The sequence below is a fragment of the Labrys sp. LIt4 genome, from assembly GCF_017813775.1.
Lineage (GTDB): Bacteria > Pseudomonadota > Alphaproteobacteria > Rhizobiales > Labraceae > Labrys > Labrys okinawensis_A.
On the sequence record NZ_JAGIPY010000014.1, the window covers coordinates 124,896 to 141,451 of the forward strand.

A 16,556-nucleotide genomic window follows, 5' to 3' on the forward strand; every position below is an offset into this window, starting at 1 on the left:
ATCTCAGGCCGTCTTGCCCAACAGGGCGAGAGCCTCACGAGGGTCGAGGCGGCGGTCATAGAGCGCACGGCCCGCGATCGCGCCCTCGAGCAGAGCGGCATCCGGCTGGACCAGGCGTTCGACGTCGGCGATGGAGGCAAGCCCTCCCGAGGCGATCACCGGGATCGAGATCGCCCGGGCCAGAGCCAGCGTGCCGTCCCAGTCGATACCCTTGAGCATGCCGTCCCGCGCGATGTTGGTATAGATGATGGCGGAGACGCCGGCATCCTCGAAACGCTTGGCGATTTCCTCCGCGGTCACGGTGGAGACCTCGGCCCAGCCTTCGACCGCGACGAGGCCGTCGCGTGCATCGAGGCCCACGGCGATCTGCCCTGGGAAGGCCTTGGCGGCCTGCCTGACGAAAGCGGGATCGCGCACCGCGGCCGTGCCGATGATCACCCGCGCGATGCCCTTGTCGAGCCAGGCGGCCACGGTCGTGAAGTCGCGGATGCCGCCGCCGAGCTGCACCTTCATGGTGCAGGCGGCGAGGATGCGTTCCACGGCGGCCGAATTCATCGGCTTGCCGGCGAAGGCACCGTCGAGGTCGACCACGTGGAGGTGGGAAAAGCCCATGTCCTCGAAGGCGATCGCCTGTTCGGCCGGATCGTCGTTGAAGACGGTGGCCTGGGCCATGTCGCCCTGGACGAGGCGCACGCAGCGCCCCTCCTTGAGATCGATTGCAGGAAAGAGGATCACGGGCGCCACCGCAGGAAGTTGGCGATCAGGGCCAGGCCGAGGGTCTGGCTCTTTTCGGGATGAAACTGGGTTCCCACCATGTTGGCGCGGCCGACCATGGCCGTGACCGGGCCGCCATAGTCGGCCTCGGCGATCACGTCGGCCGGGTCGGCGGCCGCCAGATGATAGGAATGGACGAAATAGGCGTGAAGGCCGGACGGGCCGGTCGGTATGCCGGCGAGAAGGGCATGGCCGCGCCTGGCGGACAGGGTATTCCAGCCCATATGCGGCACCTTGAGGGCCGGATCGGCAGGCTGGATCGCCTTGACGTCGCCGCCGATCCAGCCGAGCCCCGCGGTGGTCTCGAATTCGAGCCCGCGTTCGGCCATCAGCTGCATGCCGACGCAGATGCCGAGAAAGGGCCGTCCCTTGGTGGCGACGGCATGGCCGAGGGCCTCGATCATGCCGGGCACGGCGAGGAGGCCGCGCTTGCAATCGGCATAGGCCCCCACGCCCGGCAACACGACATGGTCGGCGCCGGCCACCCGCTCGGGATCATCGGTCACCTCGATGGCGACGGACAGGCCGGCTTCGGTCGCGGCGCGTTCGAAGGCCTTGCGGGCGGAATGCAGATTGCCCGAGCCGTAGTCGATGATGGTCGCGATCAAGGTTTTGTTCCATGCGGTTCGGGAAAGACGCCGAGTACGCTCGGCGAGCCGCTGCTCGGGGCAGGCGTCGACCAGGGGCCGACGAAATCGCGGTCGGACGTTGCCTGCCCGTGCTTCGATCGGCCCAGCCACGATTGGCCTGCGGCGGGCGGGTTCGGGAGGTTGATCGTCCGCCCTTCGAAATGGCGTTGTTCGGCTTCATCGAGGGTGTGGCCGGAGGCGATGCCGGTGAAGCGCCAGCCCTGGCGGCGCATGGTCCAGGCGCGCAGGGCATTTGCCTCCAGGGCAAAGCAGAGGCTGACCAGGAGCGAGACGATTCCGGCGGCGCGCTGGTCCAGGGAGAACGTCGATGTCAGCACGGCAAGGGCCACCTGGAGCCCCAGCCAGGCCAGGAACACCAGCCACATCCTGCGCCACAGCAGCCAGACCGGCGTGACCAGAAAGGCGCCGAGGCTGAAGCCATCCTTGACGAAGACGGACTTGTCGGCGGCTTCCAGCGTATCGGGAGCGGTCTTGGCGGGCTCGAAAACGAACCAGCTCGGCATCGTCTCAGCCTCCGAGCTTACCCTTGGTGGTCGGCAATTGGCCTTCCAGGCGCGGGTCGATGGCGATCGCCGACTTCAGGGCCCGGGCGAGCGCCTTGAAGCAGCTTTCGGCAATGTGATGGGCATTCGAGCCATAGAGCGTCTCGACATGCAGCGTGATGCCGGCGTTCATGGCGAAGGCCTGGAACCATTCGCGCACCAGTTCGGTGTCGAAGGTGCCGATCTTCTCGCGCGGGAAATCGACCTTGAACACCAGGAAGGGACGCCCCGAAATGTCGATGGCGGCGCGCGTCAGCGTCTCGTCCATCGGCAGATAGGCGTCGGCATAACGCGTGACGCCCTTGAGGTCGCCCAGCGCCTTGCGGATGGCCTGTCCCAGGGCGATGCCGGTATCCTCGACCGCATGGTGGTCGTCGATATGCAGGTCGCCCTTGGTGCGCACGGTGATGTCGATCAGCGAATGGCGCGCGAGCTGGTCGAGCATATGGTCGAAGAAGCCGACGCCGGTGGCGATGTCGTGCTTGCCGGTGCCGTCGAGTTCGACGGCCACGGACACCGACGTTTCATTGGTGACGCGCTCGATCGACGCGCTGCGCATGGCGGACCCCGCTGGAACCTGGTGCCGAAAGGCGGTGGCGACTTTCGGCGTGGGCGATGCAACGACGAGAGCAAGGCGCGGTTTCTCGCTTTGCTCTGGGAGACATGGCCGGATTCGCTGGCCGAGCCGCGACCATGACCCCCAAGGGGCAGCCTTATAGCGGGGCGGGGGGTGCGGGGAAAGCCCGTATTGTGCGGTGCATTCACGCAGAAAGGTGCTCTGCGATACAGCGCGTCCATGGCATCATGCTTAACTGGGGCAAGTGACCGGGCATTGGTGCCCGTTGAGGAGGATGGGGCATGGGCCGCCGCGCAGAGTTTGCAGTATCGAGGAGAGCCTTGATGATCCTTGGCTTGCTCGCCGCCATGCCGCTGCAGGCGGAGGCCGCACCCAAGTCCAAATCGTCAGATGCCAAGCCGGCCGAGAAAGCGCAATCGGCCCCGAGCGCCGTATCGCAGGCCTCCGCCCGCTTCGGCTTCGATCTGCTCGTCGCGCAGGGCAAGGCGGCGGCGGGCGAGCCCAACCTCGTGGTTTCCCCGGCCAGCCTGGCGGCCGCCTTCTCGCTGCTCGACCTCGGCGCCAGCCCGAAACTGCATGCCGCGCTGCTCAAGACGCTGCGTCTCGAAGGCAAGGCCGGCGATTTCGCCAAGCTGCGCCAGGCCCTTTCGCCCCTGATCGCGGGCAGCAAGGATGAAAGCCCGCTGGCCGGCATCGGCGCGGTCTATTTCGACCGGGAGGCCGCTCCCAAGCCGGCCGCCCTGGCGAAACTGAAGCAGGCGGGCGCGACGGTAGAGGTCACCGACATCGCCAGTCCGGCGACGCGCGATGCCATCAACGCCCTGGTCAAGGAGCGCACGCGCGGGCTCATCCCCAGCCTCATCGACAATCCCCTGCACAAGGGAGGCCTCGTCCTGCTCAACGCCTTGCATTTCAAGGACGAGTGGCGCATGGCCTTCGATCCCGCCCAGACCGGCGAGGCCGATTTCCATCGTGCCGACGGCGGGGCGGCCAAGGTGGCGATGATGCATTCGGGTTCGGCCTCGCGGCTGGCCCGCCAGGAAGGGCGCTTCGTCGGCGTTTCCCTGCCCTACCGCACCAAGGGCTATGCGCTGATCCTGATCACCACCACGGACAAACCGGCCGGCCTTGCCGATTTTTCGGAGGTCTCCGGCTGGCTGACGGGGGAGGGGTTCGCCGAGATGACCGGCAGCGTCGCCCTGCCGCGCCTCACCATCAAGGCCGGTGGCGATCTCAGGGCCAGCCTCGATGGCCTCGGGCTCGATCCGGCCGCCGGCGCACCGGACGCGCTGCGCCAGTTCTCGGCCAAGCCGCAGAAGATCGACGAGATCATCCAGAAGGTCGCCATCGCCATCGACGAGAAGGGGACTGAAGCTGCGGCGGCTACCGCCATCACCTCGCGCAGCCTTGCCGACAAGCCGGAGCTCTCCTTCGTCGCCGACAAGCCCTTCCTGTTCGCCTTGCGCGACGAGACCAGCGGTCAGACCCTGATGGCCGGCTATGTCGGCGATGCATCCAAGGCGAAGTAGCGTTCCCAGGAGGGTCGATCTCCTCAGCCCCATCGAGAGATGGAGCGAGATCGACCATTTTGGCCTCCTCGGCTCCGTTTGCGATCATGGAGTCTGGCTCTGGTGATCGGCCCTCGTCGATGTCTCCCGCTCTCGATCAAATCTTTTTGTCGTAAGCCGTCCCGGCGTCTGTTGCGGCGTGGCGTCGGCGGCTATCTAACTAGCAGTCCTTTTTCGATAGCCTGGAAATCCGAGGAATTGCCTGATGAAGCTCACCGTTGCCGTGCAGATGGACCCGATCGAGCGCATCAACATCAAGGGGGATTCCACCTTCGCTCTGATGCTGGAGGCGCAGGCGCGCGGCCATTCGTTGGCCGTCTACACACCCGACACCCTGTCCCAGCGGGGCGGCGTCGTCTCCGCCCAGGTCAGGCCGGTCACCGTGCAGGATGTCGAGGGTGATCACGTCAAGGCCGGCGCAGAAAGCCGTACCGATCTGTCCGGCTTCGACGTGGTGCTGCTGCGCCAGGACCCGCCCTTCGACATGGCCTATGTCACCACCACCCATATGCTGGAGCGCATCCATCCCAGGACATTGGTGGTGAACGACCCCTTCCATGTACGCAATGCGCCCGAGAAGATCCTGGTCACCGAATTTCCGGACCTGATGCCGGCGACGCTGATCACCCGCGACCGCGCCGAGATCGAGGCCTTCCGGGCCGAATATGGCGACGTGGTGATGAAGCCGCTCTATGGCAATGGCGGCGCGGCCGTGTTCAAGGTGAGCAGGCAGGATCCAAATTTCGGTTCGCTCTACGATCTCTTCGCTTCGCTGTCGCGCGAGCCGTGGGTGGTGCAGCATTTCCTGCCCAAGGTCTCCGAAGGCGACAAGCGCATCATCCTGGTCGACGGCGTCGCCGCCGGCGCGGTCAACCGGGTGCCGCAGCCGGGCGACATCCGCTCCAACATGGTGCGCGGCGGCGCCGCCAAGCCGACCGACCTCTCGCCGCGCGAACGGGAAATCTGCGATCGGATCGGGCCGGCCCTGCGGGAGAAGGGCCTGCTGTTCACCGGCATCGACGTGATCGACGGCCATCTCACCGAGATCAATGTGACCTCGCCGACGGGCTTGCGGGCGATCAAGCGGCTCGGTGGCCCCGATCTCGCCGCCCAGATCTGGGATGCGATCGAGGAAAAACGGCGCTGAGTGATTTTTGGGTGCATTTCTCTACGGTTTCCGTAGGGAAAGCTGCACTTTGCGGTGGCGCCTGCGGGCAAATCATGCCCTAATATTCCACGCTTGTTTCGACCAGCAAATAACTGCGTCCGATGCATCGTGATTCAGGAGGAATGCGCACCGATGTCTGATCTGGCTACCTACGTCGCTGATATCAAGAAATACACCTCCAATGTGAACGAAGCCGCTGTGGCCGGTGTCGTGAAACATCTCGGTATTGCTCTGCGTAATCGCGACTCTTCGCTCGTCGCCGGCAAGGATCCCGCGGAACTTGCCCGTGTCCGCGACAGCTTCCTCAAGAAGAAGCTTGCCTTGACGGATGCGGACGACAAGCTTGACGCGGCCGTCGTGGCGGTGATCGAGAAGTTGAAGGCCGACAATTCGAAATCACGCGTGACGGTCTATTATCTCCTCGCCGAGCATTTCAAAAAGCTCGACCTCTTTGTGAAATCCGCCTGATTCTTGTCGCGACGCGTCCCGTCGCGCCGCCCGCTCGGGTAACTTTATGTTACAGAAAAGCCTCGTGGAATTGCCGCGGGGTTTTTCTTTGGCGCTTCCTGATACAAAAATTACAAACGCCACGGAAATGTCAGATTCCGATTGCCGAAAACGCATAAAAAGGCTTCCATACGCGCCAACTGGGCAAGGGGCGTAACGTCGGGTATGGTTTGGAGCTAGATGAGGCCGAAAATGGCCGGTGAGCGCAAGCGCGGCCGGGACATGCTTCCTGGCAGGCGCAGCCGCGCTGCGGAGGGCCATTCATCGCCTCACCGCCTTCGGTGGCGCTGCGGCTTTGGCCGATGAGCAGGTCGTTTCGGCCATGGGTTTGGCCCATGGCGGACGTGGCAAGCCGCAAGGCTGGCGTCCTCGAGCGTCTGCTCCTCGGCTCGAAACGCTTTTGTCTGGCCTGAAACAATGACCGACGGCACGCCCTGAATGCCCGTTCGGCGTTTGCGTTCGCTTGCAGGCGGACGGAACAATGCACCATGACAGTGGGGAACAAATGTCAAAACTGCTGAAGACAGGCCTTCTGGCGGCCGGCTTTGCCGCGTTGCTGGGAACGACGGCAATGGCCGCGACCAAGACGCTGGTTTATTGCTCGGAGGGAAGTCCCGAGAACTTCACCCCGGCCCTGAACACCACCGGCACCTCGCTCGATGCCGCCCGGCCGGTCTACAACCAGCTGGTGGAATTTGCACCGGGCACCACCGATCTGCGGCCCGGCCTCGCCGAGAAGTGGGATGTTTCCAAGGACGGCACCGAGATCGTCTTCCATCTGCGCAAGGGCGTGAAGTTCCACTCCTGGAAGGGCTTCAAGCCGACCCGCGACTTCAACGCGGACGACGTCCTGTTCTCCTTCAACCGCCAGTGGAAGGATGACAATGCCTATCACAAGGTTTCCGGCGGTTCGTACGACTACTTCAACGACATGGATATGCCCGGTCTGTTGAAGTCGATCGAGAAGGTCGACGACTATACCGTGAAGATGACCCTGACCAAGCCGAATGCGCCCTTCATGGCCAATCTCGGCATGGACTTTGCCACCATCCATTCGGCCGAATATGCCGATTTCCTGCAGAAGGCCGGCACGCCCGAGAAGTTCGACCAGGAGCCCGTCGGCACCGGCCCCTTCCAGTTCGTCGCCTATCAGAAGGACGCGGTGATCCGCTACAAGGCCTTCCCGCAATATTGGAACGGCAAGGTCAAGCTCGATCAGCTCGTCTATGCGATCACGCCGGATGCGGCTGCCCGCTATGCCAAGCTGCAGAAGAACGAATGCCAGGTCATGGTCGGCCCCAATCCCTCCGACCTCAAGTCGATGGAGGCCAACAAGGACATCAAGGTCCTGACCAATGAAGGCCTGAACGACATGTACTTCTCCTTCAACACGGAGAAGCCCCCGCTGGACAAGAAGGAAGTGCGCCTGGCCCTGGCCAAGGCGATCAACCTGAAGGCGATCCTCTCGGACGTCTATGAAGGCAGCGGCAAGCCCTCGACCACGCTGATTCCCTCCTTCATGCTCGGCTACAACGACAAGATTCCCGAATATGGCTATGACCCCGAGGCTTCCAAGAAGCTTCTGGCCGATGCCGGGGTGAAGACCCCGATCGACATCGACCTGTGGTACATGCCGGTCTACCGGCCGTACAATCCCAACGGCAAGCGCATGGGCGAGCTGATGCAGGCCGATCTGGCCAAGATCGGCGTCAACGCCAAGCTCGTCACCTATGAATGGGGCGACTACCGCAAGCGCCTGCAGAACGGCGAGGCCTCGCTGCCGCAGATGGGCTGGACCGGCGACAATGGCGATCCCGACAACTTCTTCTTCCTGTTCGCCTGTGACATCGAGAAGAAGAAGCCCGTCTCGCAGAACTATCCGCGCTGGTGCAACAAGGACCACCAGGAACGCCTGGAGAAGGCCCGCGCCAGCTTCGACAAGGCCGAACGCACCAAGCTCTACCAGGAGATGCTGCAGATCGCCCATGACGAGGTTCCCTATCTGAACATCGCCCATACGGTGGTCTACACGCCCGTTCGCAAGAACGTCGAAGGCTTCAAGCCCTCGCCGCTCGGCCGCTTCGAGTTCTTCGATACCGATCTGAAGAAGTAATCATGCTTTCAGGCTGCCAGGTCTTCATCGGCCCGGCAGCCTTTTTGTATCCTGTTTTCTACTGCTGACCCGCGAGCGCCCATGCTGACTTTCCTGCTCAAGCGCGTCGCCATGACCGTTCCGACCTTCATCGCGCTGGTCGCCTTGGCGTTTTTCGCCATTCGAATGGTTCCCGGCGACCCGGTCGAAGTGCGTGTGGGCGAAAGAGGTATTTCGCCCGAACGCCTGGCCGAATTCCGCCACCAACTCGGTCTCGACCAACCTGTCTACGAGCAGTTCGGCCGCTATCTCTGGCAACTCCTGCATGGTGATTTCGGCACCTCCCTCGTCACCCAACGGCCGGTGCTGAGCGAGTTCTTCACCCTCTTTCCCGCCACGGTTGAACTGGCCTTCGCGGCCATGATCTTCGCCGTCGGACTCGGCATTCCCTTCGGAATCCTCGCGGCCCTCCAGCGGGGCAAGTTCGCCGACTACATCGCCACCGCTTTCGCCGTGATCGGCAATTCCATGCCGATCTTCTGGTTCGGCATCCTCCTGATCCTGCTGGTGTCGTTGAAGCTCGATCTGACGCCTGTCGGCGGGCGTATCGACACGATGTTCTATTTCGACGAGGAAACCAGTACCGGTTTCATGCTCTGGGATGCCTTCTGGTCCGATCAGGAAGGGGCCGTCTGGTCGGCATTGCAGCATCTCATCCTGCCCGCCATCGTGCTCGGCACCATCCCCCTGGCGGTGATCATGCGCATCACCCGCTCCGCCATGCTGGAAGTGCTGAACGAAGATTATGTCCGCACTGCCAGGGCCAAGGGGCTGGCGCCGGTCCGGGTGATCGGGCTGCATGCCTTGCGCAACGCCATGATCCCGATCGTCACGGTCGTCGGCCTGATGATCGGCATGCTGTTCGCCGGCGCGGTGCAGACGGAATCGGTGTTTTCCTGGCCCGGCGTCGGCAAGTGGCTGATCGATTCCTTCTCGCGCCGTGACTATCCGGCGCTGCAGGGCGGCATCCTGATCATCGCCATACTCGTCACTTTCATCAATCTTTTCGTCGACCTGCTTTACGGCGTCATCAATCCAAGGATTCGCCATGGCCGCTGACACGCAAGCCGCGGCGGCAATCCGCCCGGCCAAGCCGCCTTCCGCTGCCGCCGAGATCTGGGACTCGCTCAAGCAGAACAAGGGCGCCGTTGCGGGCCTTGTCGTGCTCGTCCTGGTGGTTCTCGTTGCTGTTTTCGCCGACTTCCTGGCGCCCTATGCACCCTATAACGCGCCGGGCTGGCCGGATGCCGGCCATCCCGGTCATGTCGGCCAGCCGCCGGCCTGGGTCGAGGGCGGGAGTTGGGAGTTCATCCTCGGGACCGACAAGAGCGGTGGCCGCGACGTGCTTTCGCGCCTGATCTATGGCGCCCGCTACTCGCTCGGCATCGGCCTGACCGTGATGGCGGTCTCGATGCTGCTCGGCGTCATCCTCGGGCTGATCGCCGCCTATCTCGGCGGCTGGTTCGACTTCGTCCTGATGCGTCTGATGGACCTGATCATGTCGATCCCGGACCTGGTGCTCTCGATGGTGATCGTCGCCATCCTGCAGCCCGGCCTGGTGCCGACGGTCGCGGCCATCACCATCGTCTTCCTGCCGCGCTATGTCCGCATCGTCAGGGCGGCCGCCCTCGGGGAATTGTCGAAGGACTATGTCACCGCCGCCACGGTGGTGGGGGTCAAGCCGCCCCGGCTGCTGTTCCGCACCATCCTGCCCAATTGCATGGCGCCGCTGATCGTGCAGGCGACGCTCGGCGTCTCCGACGCCATCCTGCAGGCTGCAGCGCTGGGCTTTCTCGGCATGGGCGCGCAGCCGCCCATTCCCGAATGGGGCGCCATGCTCTCCGACGTCCGCCAGGACATCCAAAGCGCGCCCTGGCTCGCCATCGCGCCCGGCATCTGCATTCTGGTCACAGTGGTCGCCATCAATCTGTTTGGCGACGGCCTGCGCGATGCGCTCGATCCCAAGTTGAAGCGAGGGTAGGACATGGCGCTGCTCGAAATCTCCAATCTCACCGTCGAGTTCCAGGTCAAGCACGGCTTCTTCCGGGCCGTGGACGGGGTCTCGCTCTCGATCGATCCCGGCGAGATCGTCTCCATCGTCGGCGAGTCGGGATCCGGCAAGTCGGTTGCCATGCTGGCGCTGATGGGGCTCCTGCCCAAAACGGCCCGCATCACCGCCGACAGGCTCTCCTTCAACGGGCAGGACCTGCAGAAGATCACCCCGCGCGAGCGGCGCAAGATCATCGGCCGCGACATGGCGATGATCTTCCAGGAGCCGATGACGTCGCTCAATCCCTGCTTCACGGTCGGCTTTCAGCTCACCGAGGCCATACGCACTCATATGTCGATATCGCGGCGTGAGGCGCGGGAGCGGGCGGTGGACCTGCTGAAGGCCGTCGGCATCACCGATCCGGCACGCCGCCTCTCGGCTTTTCCGCATCAGATGTCGGGCGGCATGAGCCAGCGCGTGATGATCGCCATGGCGATCTCCTGCAATCCCAAGCTGCTGATCGCGGACGAGCCGACGACGGCGCTCGACGTCACCATCCAGGCCCAGATCCTCGATCTCCTCGTCAAGCTGCGCGAGGAACGCGGCATGGCCGTGGTGCTGATCACCCATGACATGGGCGTGGTCGCCGAAACCGCCGAGCGCGTGATCGTGCAATATGCCGGACAGCAGGTCGAGATGGCCAAGACGGGCCCGTTGTTCCACACGCCGCGCCATCCCTATACGTCGGCCCTGCTGGCGGCCTTGCCGGAGCGGGCCACCTCGCAGATCCTGCCCTCGATCCCCGGCGTGGTGCCCGGCCAGTATGACCGCCCGCGCGGCTGCCTGTTCTCGCCGCGCTGTTCCTATGCCACCGATGAATGCCGCGCCGCGCCGCCGAAGCGGGCCGGCGTGGACTACAACCAGGCCTTGTGCATCCACCCGCTGGCGGGTGGCGAAGCGGCCCGCATGGAGGCCGTGTAATGGCAGCCCTCGTCGAAGCGCGTGACCTCGCGCGCTCCTATGAAGTCAAGCGCGGCATGTTCGGCGGCACGGCGGTCGTCAAGGCGCTGGCCGGCGTCAGCTTCTCCCTGGAGGCCGGCAAGACGCTGGCGGTGGTGGGCGAGTCCGGCTGCGGCAAGTCGACCCTGGCGCGTCTGCTGACCATGATCGAGCAGCCCAGTGCAGGGTCGCTGACCATCGGCGGCATCGATGTGAAGCTGGCGACGGCAGAGCAGCGCAAGACTCTGCGCCGCGAAATCCAGATCGTGTTCCAGAATCCCTTCGGCTCCCTCAATCCGCGCCAGACCATCGCGCAGGCGCTGGAGGAGCCTCTGCTCGTCAACACCCGGATGAGCGCGGGCGAGCGGCGCGAGGCCGCCCTTGCCATGATGAGGCGGGTGGGCCTGCGCCCCGAGCAGGCGCTGCGCTATCCGCACATGTTTTCCGGCGGCCAGCGCCAGCGCATCGCCATCGCCAGGGCCCTGATGCTCAGGCCGAAGATCCTGGTGCTGGACGAGCCGGTCTCGGCCCTGGACGTGTCGGTGCGCGCGCAGGTGCTCAACCTGCTCGCCGAACTGCAGCAGGAGTTCAAGCTCGCCTACATCTTCATCAGCCACGACCTGTCGGTGGTGCGCCACATCGCCGACGACGTGATGGTGATGTATCTGGGGCGGGCGGTCGAGATGGGCTCGCGCGACGCGCTGTTCTCGGCGCCGCAGCACCCCTATACCAGGGCGCTGATGTCGGCGACGCCGCAGGCCGATCCCGACCGCAAGCGCGAGCGCATCGTATTGCAGGGCGAGTTGCCCTCGCCCTTCGCTCCGCCGGCCGGGTGCGCCTTCAACCCGCGCTGTCCGATCGTCAAACCCCATTGCCGGGACGAACGCCCGGGCCTGGAGCTGAAGCACGATCGCCTGGTTGCCTGCTTCGAGGTCTGAGGGGTTATGCAGCCCGCTCCTTACTTCCCCGGATTGAAGAAGAAGTCCTCGCCCGGCAGCGAGCCGTAGGTGAACGGCTCCTGCTGGCGTTCGGTCGCCTTCATCACGTCGTCGCGCACCAGGCGGAAGAGCTTGCCGATCTCGACATTGGGCTTGCGCAGATTGGTGTCGAGCGCGGTGACGAAGGGCGAGTTGCCGTCCGCCCCGTCCAGGGCGACCTGGCCGGCCTTGGCGGCATAGACCACCAGGGTCGCGCCATCCGGCTCGACCCGGCTGAGGCCGCGCGTGACGGCGCGCGTCGCGCTCTTCTTGGCCATGCTGCCCTCGAAGGGGTTGTTGCGGCAGGCGTCGAGGATGACCAGGCGCAGCGACTTGGCGCCTTCGCCTGCCGCCATCACGCGATCGAGCGGCACGGCCTCGAAGAGGATGTCGCGTTCGCTCTTCAATTTGACGTCGATGGGAAGGAGATAGTTGACGTTGTCGACCTCCATGCCATGGCCGGCATAGTAGACCACCGCCCAGTCGGCCTGCGCCGCCTTGTCCGAAAACGCCTGCAGGGCCCGGTTGAAGCCTTGGTTGTCGAGGTCTTCCGCCAGGGTGACGTCGGTGAAGCCGATGCTGCGGAAGGTTTCCGCCAGCCTGGCGGCGTCGCGCTTGGGATTGGGCAGGGGGCTGGTGCCGGTATAGGCGCCGTTGCCGATGATGAGGGCGATGCGCTTGCCCATCGGCGTGGGAGCTTGCGCGGGCTGTTGCGCACCGCCGGTGCCTTCGCCGGAGGCCGGCGGCGTGCTGGTCCCGAACTTCTGGACCACCGCCTGCTTGGCTTTTTCGAGACCCGAGGCGGCCAGCGGATTGCTGGGGAACTGGCGCAGCATCGCCAGATAATCGGCGACGGCGAGGTCGGGCTGGCCGGAGGCGAGATAGGCGTCGCCGCGCTGGCGCAGAATGAAGCTCTTGCGGCCCAGCTTGATGGCCTGGGTATAGTCCGCGATGGCCGCTGGGTAATCCTGCTTGGCTGCGTTGGCGAGCCCGCGGGCGTGGAAGGCCTCCGGGGATTGCGGCGTGGCTGCCAGATAGCGCGTCGCGTCGGCGATGGCGCCGTCGGGGTCGTTGCCATAGGCCTTGGCCATGGCGCGATACATCAGGCTATAGGCATTCTTGGCGGGATCGGCAGTCAGGTCATCGCTGGCGAGATCGACGGCGCGGCTTAGATCCGAAATGGCCTCATCCTTACGGCCGAGCTCGAGCAGGGCCATGCCGCGATTGAGATAGTCCGGGGTTACGGCTTTGCCGGCGGCAACCACGGAGGTGATGTTGTCGATGCTTTCCTGCAGACGGCCGAGCCGGAGGGCGGCGGAAGCGCGATAGCTCAGCAGGTCGATCCTGTCGGGTTTCAGGCGCAAGGCCTGGTCGAAATCGGCAATGGCCTGGGCATTGTCGCCCTTGGCGAAACGGGCATGGCCACGCCCCGAAAAAGCGTATGTATCGTCCTGCCGCAGGGCAATGGCTTCATTGAAATCGCCAATGGCCTTGTCGTAGTCGCCCTTGAGGTAGAAACCCCAGCCCCGGTTCGAATTGGTAACGGCCAGCGTTTGGGGCAGCAGCAGGTCGCCGACCGCCAGCACGTCGCTGCAGGCCTTGATGATGTCGTCGGCAGCCTTGGCCTGTCCACAGAGCTGGCGATTGGCCCTGAGATCGGCTGCCTCCGACACCGGCGCCTCCGCTGCCGAGCTGCTATCGTCGTCATCCAGCCGCAGCGAACCGATCATCACCCCAAAGGCGTCATAGGCCTCGAACATCTCCACCATCTGCGTGGTGTCCTTGCCGGTGTCGGCATTCCAGCGGATGATCATGCCCCGCGCCGAACCGTCGGCGCCCTTGATGAAGCGAGCATAGAAGCCCAGGCTGTCCTTGGTGCCGAACAGCACGAAATAGGTCGGGTTACGCTCCGCCCGTGCCTTGAAGAGCTTGGCCTGAACGATCCGGGTCACCTCCGGCGTGGCCTTCATGGCTTCGAAACGCGCCTCGAACGGCATGTCTCCTGCCGAAAAAGCCTGCAATTCCACGCTCATGTCCCAGCGTGGCGCACGCAGGCGCAGGCCCGTCGGCGTTTCTTCGCGGCTCGGCAGCAGCGAGGCCGGGTAGTCGATGGTCATGCCCTGGGCGCTGGCGGTCCTGAAGTCGAGCAAGGCTTTCTGCTTGGCTGCCTTGGTACGGGCGAGCTTGATCAATTCGGGCGAGGGGATGCTGTTTTCCTCGAGCGGTTTGATGTTCAGGCTTCCCAGATTATGCGACTGGAAATTCCGGATCGCGACGAAGGTCGCCTCGTCAAAACTGCCCCAGAGGGGAAAATTGGTCAGGCTGTTGTAGCCAGTGTTCCACGACAGGTCGGATTGCAACTGGCGCAGTTGCGTGCTGCTCAACTGATCGCCGATCCGCTTGGCCTTCTCGAAGCGGGAATAATCGATCATCTGCGCCGTGGCCGGCGTGGCGATGGCCAGCGTCAGCCCGATCAGGGCGGCAATCGTCTTCAAGCGCAACATTACAGAACCCCGGATCGGTAGATTGGGCCAAGTCTTTGATCGTCAGGCCGAAGAGACCTGAGCTTGGGCGCATACCTGCATCCTAGGGCTTCTCGCCATAACTGCGGGAGGTTGCAGTTCCCTGGTGAACACAGCTGCTCCATGGCCTATCCCTCAGCCCGGATTGAAGACGAAATCTTCGCCGGGCAGGGAGCCGTAGGTGAAGGGCTCCTGCTTGCGGTCGGTCGCCTTCATCACGTCGTCGCGCACCAGGCGAAACAGCTTGCCGATCTCGATTCCGGGTTTCTGCAAATTGGCGGTCAGGGCGGTGACGAAGGGCGAATTGCCGCCGCTGCCGTCGAGGGCGACCTCGCCGGCCTTGGCGGCGTAGACGACGAGCGTACCGCCATCCGGCTCCACCCGGCTGAGGCCGCGCGAGACCGCACGCGTGGCCGTCTTGCGGGTCATGTTGGCGAGGAAGGGATTGTTGCGGCAGGCATCGAGGATGACCAGGCGCATGCCCTTGGCGCCCTCGCTGGCCGCCATCACCCGGTCGAGCGGCACGGCCTCGAAGGTGACGTCACGGTCCGAGGCGAGCCTGGCATCGACCGGCACGAGATAATTGGTGTTGGCGATCTCGATGCCGTGGCCGGCATAGTAGATCACCGCCCAGTCGGCCCCGTCGGCCTGGCCGGCGAAGTGCTGCAGGGCGCGGTTGAGGCTGCGGAAATCGGTGTCCTCCACCAGCGTCACCTCGGCAAAGCCGATCTTGCGCAGGGTGTCGGCGACCTTGGCTGCGTCGTTCTTCGGGTTCGGTAGGGCCGCGACATTGGCATAGGCGGAATTGCCGATCACCAAGGCGACCCGGCGGCCGAGCTCGGCCTTGGCCTGAGAGGGCGGGGCCCCGAGCGTGGCCGCCTGCAGCGAACCGGCCGTGGCTGAGGCATTACTGCCCTGCGGGGTGCCGGCGGTTGCCGCCAGCTTGGCCGACAATGCCTGTCGGGCCTTTTCGAGCCCTATTGTCGCCAAGGCGTTGGTTGGCGTCAAACTCAGTTGCGCCTGATAATCGATGATCGCCTGCTCGGGCTGGTTGGCGGCCAGATAGGCATCGCCGCGCTCGCGCAAAAGGAAGCCCTTACCCCCCAGACGGATTGCTTCGGAAAAATCCGCAAGAGCTTTCGTGTGGTCTTTCTTGGCCGCGTAAGCGAGAGCACGAGCCTCATGGGCACTTTCGTCACTGGATGAGGCAGCGAGATATTCATTCACATCCGCGATGGCGCCGTCTGGATTGTTGTTGCATACGCGAGCGAAGGCTCGTTCGATGAGATTGCTGCGATTGCTTTCGAGCTTCAAGGTCGCATGAGCTTCGGCCTTGGCACAATCCGGCTTTGCCTCCTCGCGGCGACCGAGCTCGATTAGAGCAATGGCGCGAAGATTATAATGACCGGCGGTAACTCTGTTTCCACCCCGCTCTATCATCGCAGTTACATCGGGAATGACCTCGGCCGGGCGGCCGAGTCTCATCAGCACCGCGCCACGATCACTCCGTACGCCAATATCATTTGGGTCTAAGCGCAACGAGGCGTCGAAGTCGGAGAGAGTTTTTTCGTATTCCCGAAGGCTAAAGTGAAGATCTCCTTTTTTCCAATAATAAATCGCTTTTTTTGGATCTAAAGTAATGGATTGTTCAATATCGGCGAGTGCTAAATCGTACTTTAGTTGAGTTCCATAAGCGGTCGCACGATTATATAATATAATCGCGCGGTTCTTTGGTGTTAAGGTTCCGGAAGTTAAAAGAGAGGTGCATGCGTCAATCTGCTTTTCTATATCTTTTTGATTGGCGCAATTCGTGTCAAGGCGTTTCCATTCAGCGGCGGAAAGAGTGGTTCGCCCCAATGTGGGTCCGGTTAAGATCGCGCCAAAGGCTATGACGAGGAATGCCCCAAGGAATGCCCTGGGTGGGGGCAACTTCAATCGGTGCATGACAACATACCTTTTTTCATATCCGGACCCCAGCCCTCAACCCGGATTGAAGACGAAGTCTTCGCCGGGCAGGGAGCCGTAGGTGAAGGGCTCCTGCTTGCGGTCGGTCGCCTTCATCACGTCGTCGCGCACCAGGCGGAACAGCTTGCCGATCTCGATGCCGGGTTTCTGCAAATTGGCGGTCAG

Annotated in this window: 14 protein-coding genes; 8 read left to right on the top strand and 6 right to left on the bottom strand. The window is 63.7% G+C overall.

All coding sequences use genetic code 11. The features are described from left to right. Positions 1 to 3: 3 nt before the first annotated feature. From hisA to hisB, 4 genes are read right to left on the bottom strand one after another with little or no spacing between them, the layout of a single operon-like run. The gene (gene hisA, locus J8I29_RS22970) at positions 4 to 744 is read right to left on the bottom strand and encodes a 1-(5-phosphoribosyl)-5-[(5-phosphoribosylamino)methylideneamino]imidazole-4-carboxamide isomerase (protein ID WP_181161232.1); all 741 of its coding nucleotides are present in this window, start codon (positions 742 to 744) and stop codon (positions 4 to 6) included. Next, entirely contained in the window at positions 732 to 1,382 is a 651-nt protein-coding gene (gene hisH / locus J8I29_RS22975) for an imidazole glycerol phosphate synthase subunit HisH (protein ID WP_105863545.1), read from the bottom strand. The genes hisA and hisH overlap by 13 nt, the downstream gene beginning before the upstream one ends. Further along, positions 1,379 to 1,927, bottom strand: a complete 549-nt coding sequence (locus J8I29_RS22980) for a DUF2628 domain-containing protein (protein ID WP_209433428.1) — start codon at positions 1,925 to 1,927, stop codon at positions 1,379 to 1,381. The genes hisH and J8I29_RS22980 overlap by 4 nt, the downstream gene beginning before the upstream one ends. A 4-nt stretch (positions 1,928 to 1,931) precedes the next feature. After that, entirely contained in the window at positions 1,932 to 2,525 is a 594-nt protein-coding gene (gene hisB, locus J8I29_RS22985; protein ID WP_105863543.1) for an imidazoleglycerol-phosphate dehydratase HisB, read from the bottom strand. 341 nt (positions 2,526 to 2,866) lie between these two features. On the opposite strand from hisB, the gene J8I29_RS22990 reads away from it, so the two are divergent. The 8 genes from J8I29_RS22990 to J8I29_RS23025 all read left to right on the top strand — a co-directional run bounded on the left by J8I29_RS22990 (position 2,867) and on the right by J8I29_RS23025 (position 11,865). Continuing rightward, complete coding sequence (locus tag J8I29_RS22990; protein ID WP_209433429.1) at positions 2,867 to 4,072, top strand: serpin family protein; 1,206 nt, start codon at positions 2,867 to 2,869, stop codon at positions 4,070 to 4,072. A 244-nt stretch (positions 4,073 to 4,316) separates the two neighbouring features. Next, positions 4,317 to 5,258 carry a glutathione synthase gene (gene gshB / locus J8I29_RS22995; RefSeq protein ID WP_105863541.1) on the top strand — a complete coding sequence of 314 codons (942 nt, stop codon included), beginning with the start codon at positions 4,317 to 4,319 and terminating at the stop codon, positions 5,256 to 5,258. 162 nt (positions 5,259 to 5,420) lie between these two features. After that, the gene (locus J8I29_RS23000; RefSeq protein WP_209433440.1) at positions 5,421 to 5,747 is read left to right on the top strand and encodes a DUF2853 family protein; all 327 of its coding nucleotides are present in this window, start codon (positions 5,421 to 5,423) and stop codon (positions 5,745 to 5,747) included. 544 nt (positions 5,748 to 6,291) lie between these two features. Then, on the top strand, positions 6,292 to 7,899 hold the full coding sequence (locus J8I29_RS23005) for an ABC transporter substrate-binding protein (RefSeq protein ID WP_105863539.1): 1,608 nt from the start codon (positions 6,292 to 6,294) through the stop codon (positions 7,897 to 7,899). A gap of 81 nt (positions 7,900 to 7,980) precedes the next feature. Beyond that, positions 7,981 to 8,997 (top strand): ABC transporter permease subunit, encoded by a 1,017-nt coding sequence (locus J8I29_RS23010; RefSeq protein ID WP_105863538.1) that lies wholly within the window; start codon positions 7,981 to 7,983, stop codon positions 8,995 to 8,997. Next, a complete protein-coding gene (locus tag J8I29_RS23015) occupies positions 8,987 to 9,919 on the top strand; it encodes an ABC transporter permease subunit (RefSeq protein WP_105863537.1) in 933 nt (310 codons plus the stop codon). The genes J8I29_RS23010 and J8I29_RS23015 overlap by 11 nt, the downstream gene beginning before the upstream one ends. Positions 9,920 to 9,922: 3 nt before the next feature. After that, on the top strand, positions 9,923 to 10,909 hold the full coding sequence (locus J8I29_RS23020; protein WP_209433430.1) for an ABC transporter ATP-binding protein: 987 nt from the start codon (positions 9,923 to 9,925) through the stop codon (positions 10,907 to 10,909). After that, a complete protein-coding gene (locus J8I29_RS23025) occupies positions 10,909 to 11,865 on the top strand; it encodes a dipeptide ABC transporter ATP-binding protein (RefSeq protein WP_105863535.1) in 957 nt (318 codons plus the stop codon). Before J8I29_RS23020 ends, J8I29_RS23025 begins: the two co-directional genes overlap by 1 nt. A gap of 20 nt (positions 11,866 to 11,885) precedes the next feature. On the opposite strand, the gene J8I29_RS23030 is transcribed toward J8I29_RS23025, so the two are convergent. Together J8I29_RS23030 and J8I29_RS23035 are read right to left on the bottom strand one after the other, a co-directional pair. Further along, entirely contained in the window at positions 11,886 to 14,408 is a 2,523-nt protein-coding gene (locus J8I29_RS23030; protein WP_209433431.1) for a caspase family protein, read from the bottom strand. 153 nt (positions 14,409 to 14,561) lie between these two features. Continuing rightward, a complete protein-coding gene (locus J8I29_RS23035; RefSeq protein ID WP_209433432.1) occupies positions 14,562 to 16,370 on the bottom strand; it encodes a caspase family protein in 1,809 nt (602 codons plus the stop codon). Between the last annotated feature and the right edge of the window lie 186 nt (positions 16,371 to 16,556).

Excerpts from the sequence above, each read along its gene's own strand:
- J8I29_RS23015 (WP_105863537.1), top strand. The coding sequence starts at position 8,987 with ATGGCCGCTGACACGCAAGCCGCGGCGGCAATCCGCCCGGCCAAGCCG.
- hisB (WP_105863543.1), bottom strand. The coding sequence starts at position 2,525 with ATGCGCAGCGCGTCGATCGAGCGCGTCACCAATGAAACGTCGGTGTCC.
- J8I29_RS23025 (WP_105863535.1), top strand. The coding sequence starts at position 10,909 with ATGGCAGCCCTCGTCGAAGCGCGTGACCTCGCGCGCTCCTATGAAGTC.
- gshB (WP_105863541.1), top strand. The coding sequence starts at position 4,317 with ATGAAGCTCACCGTTGCCGTGCAGATGGACCCGATCGAGCGCATCAAC.
- J8I29_RS23020 (WP_209433430.1), top strand. The coding sequence starts at position 9,923 with ATGGCGCTGCTCGAAATCTCCAATCTCACCGTCGAGTTCCAGGTCAAG.
- J8I29_RS23030 (WP_209433431.1), bottom strand. The coding sequence starts at position 14,408 with ATGTTGCGCTTGAAGACGATTGCCGCCCTGATCGGGCTGACGCTGGCC.
- J8I29_RS22980 (WP_209433428.1), bottom strand. The coding sequence starts at position 1,927 with ATGCCGAGCTGGTTCGTTTTCGAGCCCGCCAAGACCGCTCCCGATACG.
- J8I29_RS22990 (WP_209433429.1), top strand. The coding sequence starts at position 2,867 with ATGATCCTTGGCTTGCTCGCCGCCATGCCGCTGCAGGCGGAGGCCGCA.
- J8I29_RS23010 (WP_105863538.1), top strand. The coding sequence starts at position 7,981 with ATGCTGACTTTCCTGCTCAAGCGCGTCGCCATGACCGTTCCGACCTTC.
- J8I29_RS23035 (WP_209433432.1), bottom strand. The coding sequence starts at position 16,370 with ATGCACCGATTGAAGTTGCCCCCACCCAGGGCATTCCTTGGGGCATTC.
- J8I29_RS23005 (WP_105863539.1), top strand. The coding sequence starts at position 6,292 with ATGTCAAAACTGCTGAAGACAGGCCTTCTGGCGGCCGGCTTTGCCGCG.